This window comes from Streptococcus mitis subsp. hohhotensis (assembly GCF_020089495.2).
Classification (GTDB): domain Bacteria; phylum Bacillota; class Bacilli; order Lactobacillales; family Streptococcaceae; genus Streptococcus; species Streptococcus hohhotensis.
On record NZ_JAIRCA020000038.1, the window covers coordinates 1 to 3,061 of the forward strand.

Below are 3,061 nucleotides of genomic sequence, written 5' to 3' on the forward strand. Positions count from 1 at the left end.
AAAAACCTTTATTTGTTATGCAAAAAAATAGAAGATAGGATAGAGAATCACTTTGATGATCTCAATCACACCTCCTATTCAAGTAGTTAGATCACTAACTTAATGACATTGGGCTTTCACCCTAGTTTGACAACTTTACCGATTCTTTAGTTCTACATAGCGCTTGTACCAAATGTTTACATAGGCTTCTGAGAAAGGACCACGTCCATTATTAATCCAATCAACAAGAATTTTGACATGTTCTTTTAAAATATAGTCCAAGTCATCAGAATAATTCATTTTGCGTTTGTGACGCTCATACTCCTCAACGTCCAAGAGACGTTTTTCCCCATCTGTAAAAATTTTAACATCCAAATCGTAATCAATATACTTCAGTGCTTCTTCATCCAGATAGTAGGGGCTAGCCATATTGCAATAGTAGGAAATTCCATTATCACGAATCATGGCAATGATATTAAACCAATATTTCTTGTGAAAGTAAACAATAGCCGGTTCTCGAGTGACCCAACGACGACCATCACTTTCGGTAACAAGTGTATGATCGTTGACACCAATAATGGCGTTTTCTGTTGTTTTTAGTACCATGGTGTCTCGCCAAGTTCGGTGGAGACTCCCATCATGCTTATAACTTTGAATTGTAATAAAGTCGCCTTCTTTTGGAAGCTTCATAACTAACCAACTTTCTACAATTTATAAGTTTATCATTTATTATTGTACCATAAAATTGCCTAAAATCTGTGAATTTTACATGAAAATATTAAAGATATTCTCTGAGAGCGCTTGCTATATCCGAAAAATCGTAGCCCTTTCGTGCTAAAACTTGGGTTAAACGCTGTTTAAGTTCGTATCCTTCATATTTGCGAGTATACTTAGCATATTGCTTGTCAAGTTCCTTGAAGATGAGTTCCTGAGTTGTTTCTCCATCAACTTGACTATCCAAGTCGTCAAAGGCACTTTTAGCTTCAGAGTATGAGAAGCCCTTGTTGGTCAAGTTTTGGATAATCTTTTCTTGCAAGGCACGAGCTGGAAGTTTTCCTTCATATTTTTTCAATAGTTTATTGGCTACACGTTGAGCAACTTCCGAAAAATCAAATTCTTTCAGTATCTCTTCTATAGTGGATTTTGAAATTCCTTTTTGTGCTAATTTCTGAGTCAATACATAAGGCCCCTTATCACCTGAAAGTTGATTGGCATTGATGATAGCATAAGCGTACTGGCTGTCATTAATCCACTTATCTTCTTTAAGATTAGCAATAACTTGAGAAACGATGTTTTCATTAATATCGTATTTTTTCAGATATTCTCTAACCTCTTTTTCAGTGCGAGCTTTAAAGGATAGGTGGTAGAGGGCCAGATTCTTACCATAAGAAAATTGAGCAAAGTCCTGAATCTCTTTCAATTCTTCTTCGCTTATCACCTTATCTCTCGATAACATAAAACGAACAATAGTATCTTCAGTAATGTAGCTTTTGTCGCCATTATCAAGCTCCATCAGATAAAGTCTTTTTTTCTTTTCAAGTTTTGTGATTTTCATAGTTCTATTATAACTCAAAATGTGATAAGATAGGGGTATGAATCTGAAAGTGAAACAAAAAATACCATTAAAAATCAAGCGCATGGGAATTAATGGTGAGGGAATCGGCTTTTATCAAAAAACCTTAGTCTTTGTGCCGGGTGCTCTCAAAGGAGAAGATATCTATTGTCAGATTACTTCTATTAAACGTAACTTTGTTGAAGCAAAATTACTAAAGGTAAACAAGAAGTCTAAATTTCGAGTTGTGCCGGCTTGTACTATTTACAATGAGTGCGGAGGCTGCCAAATCATGCACCTGCATTATGATAAGCAGCTGGAGTTCAAGACGGACTTGCTTTATCAAGCGCTGAAAAAATTTGCCCCTGCAGGATATGAAAATTATGAAATCCGCCCGACGATTGGAATGCAGGAACCAAAATATTACCGTGCTAAGTTACAATTTCAGACTCGAAAATTTAAGAATCAGGTCAAGGCGGGTTTATATGCACAAAACTCTCACTATTTAGTAGAGTTGAAAGACTGCCTGGTACAAGATAAGGAAACCCAAGTGATTGCTAATCGCTTGGCAGAATTACTTACTTATCACCAGATTCCAATCACGGATGAGAGAAAAGTTCTAGGTGTTAGAACTATAATGGTTCGACGAGCAAGAAAGACTGGACAGGTTCAGATTATTATTGTTACAAATCGTCAGCTTAATTTAACCCAACTAGTAAATGATTTAATTAAAGATTTTCCAGAGGTTGTGACAGTAGCTGTTAATACAAATACAGCTAAAACCAGTGAGATTTATGGTGAAAAGACAGAGATTATCTGGGGAGAAGAGAGTATTCAAGAAGGTGTACTCGATTATGAATTTTCACTATCTCCTCGAGCGTTCTATCAACTAAATCCTGAACAAACAGAAGTTCTTTATAACGAGGCGGTAAAAGCCTTGGATGTTACTAAAGAAGACCATTTGATTGACGCTTATTGTGGAGTTGGAACGATTGGATTTGCCTTTGCAAAGAAAGTAAAAACACTCAGAGGTATGGATATTATTCCAGAAGCTATTGAAGATGCCAAGCGAAATGCTAAAAGAATGGGATTTGACAATACGCATTATGAAGCTGGAACAGCAGAAGAGATTATTCCTCGTTGGTACAAGGAAGGCTACCGAGCAGATGCTCTGATTGTGGACCCACCACGTACAGGTCTGGATGATAAGTTATTAGATACTATTCTTACTTATGTACCAGAAAAAATAGTTTATATTTCTTGTAATGTTTCGACCTTGGCTCGTGATTTGGTACGCTTAGTAGAAGTCTATGATCTTCATTATATCCAGTCGGTCGATATGTTCCCGCATACAGCTCGAACGGAAGCTGTTGTAAAATTAATAAAAAAAGTTGAAAAAAGTAGTTGACAAAAAATAAAAAGTCGGTATAATAGTAAGAGTTGAAAATAACAACTCTGGTCCGTTGGTCAAGGGGTTAAGACACCGCCTTTTCACGGCGGTAACACGGGTTCGAATCCCGTACGGACTAT

Annotated in this window: 3 protein-coding genes and 1 tRNA gene; 2 read left to right on the plus strand and 2 right to left on the minus strand. The window is 36.7% G+C overall.

Going from position 1 to position 3,061, the window contains the following annotated elements; translation table 11 throughout:
- Positions 1-135: 135 nt before the first annotated feature.
- Entirely contained in the window at positions 136-669 is a 534-nt protein-coding gene (gene ntdP, locus K4Z77_RS09690; RefSeq protein WP_000775316.1) for a nucleoside tri-diphosphate phosphatase, read from the minus strand.
- Between the two features lie 88 nt (positions 670-757).
- Entirely contained in the window at positions 758-1,534 is a 777-nt protein-coding gene (recX, locus tag K4Z77_RS09695) for a recombination regulator RecX (protein WP_224219181.1), read from the minus strand.
- Between the two features lie 37 nt (positions 1,535-1,571).
- On the opposite strand from recX, the gene rlmD reads away from it, so the two are divergent.
- Both rlmD and K4Z77_RS09705 read left to right on the plus strand, forming a co-directional pair.
- On the plus strand, positions 1,572-2,939 hold the full coding sequence (gene rlmD / locus K4Z77_RS09700; protein WP_224219182.1) for a 23S rRNA (uracil(1939)-C(5))-methyltransferase RlmD: 1,368 nt from the start codon (positions 1,572-1,574) through the stop codon (positions 2,937-2,939).
- A gap of 49 nt (positions 2,940-2,988) precedes the next feature.
- Positions 2,989-3,060 (plus strand) — tRNA-Glu (locus tag K4Z77_RS09705).
- Position 3,061: the final 1 nt, after the last annotated feature.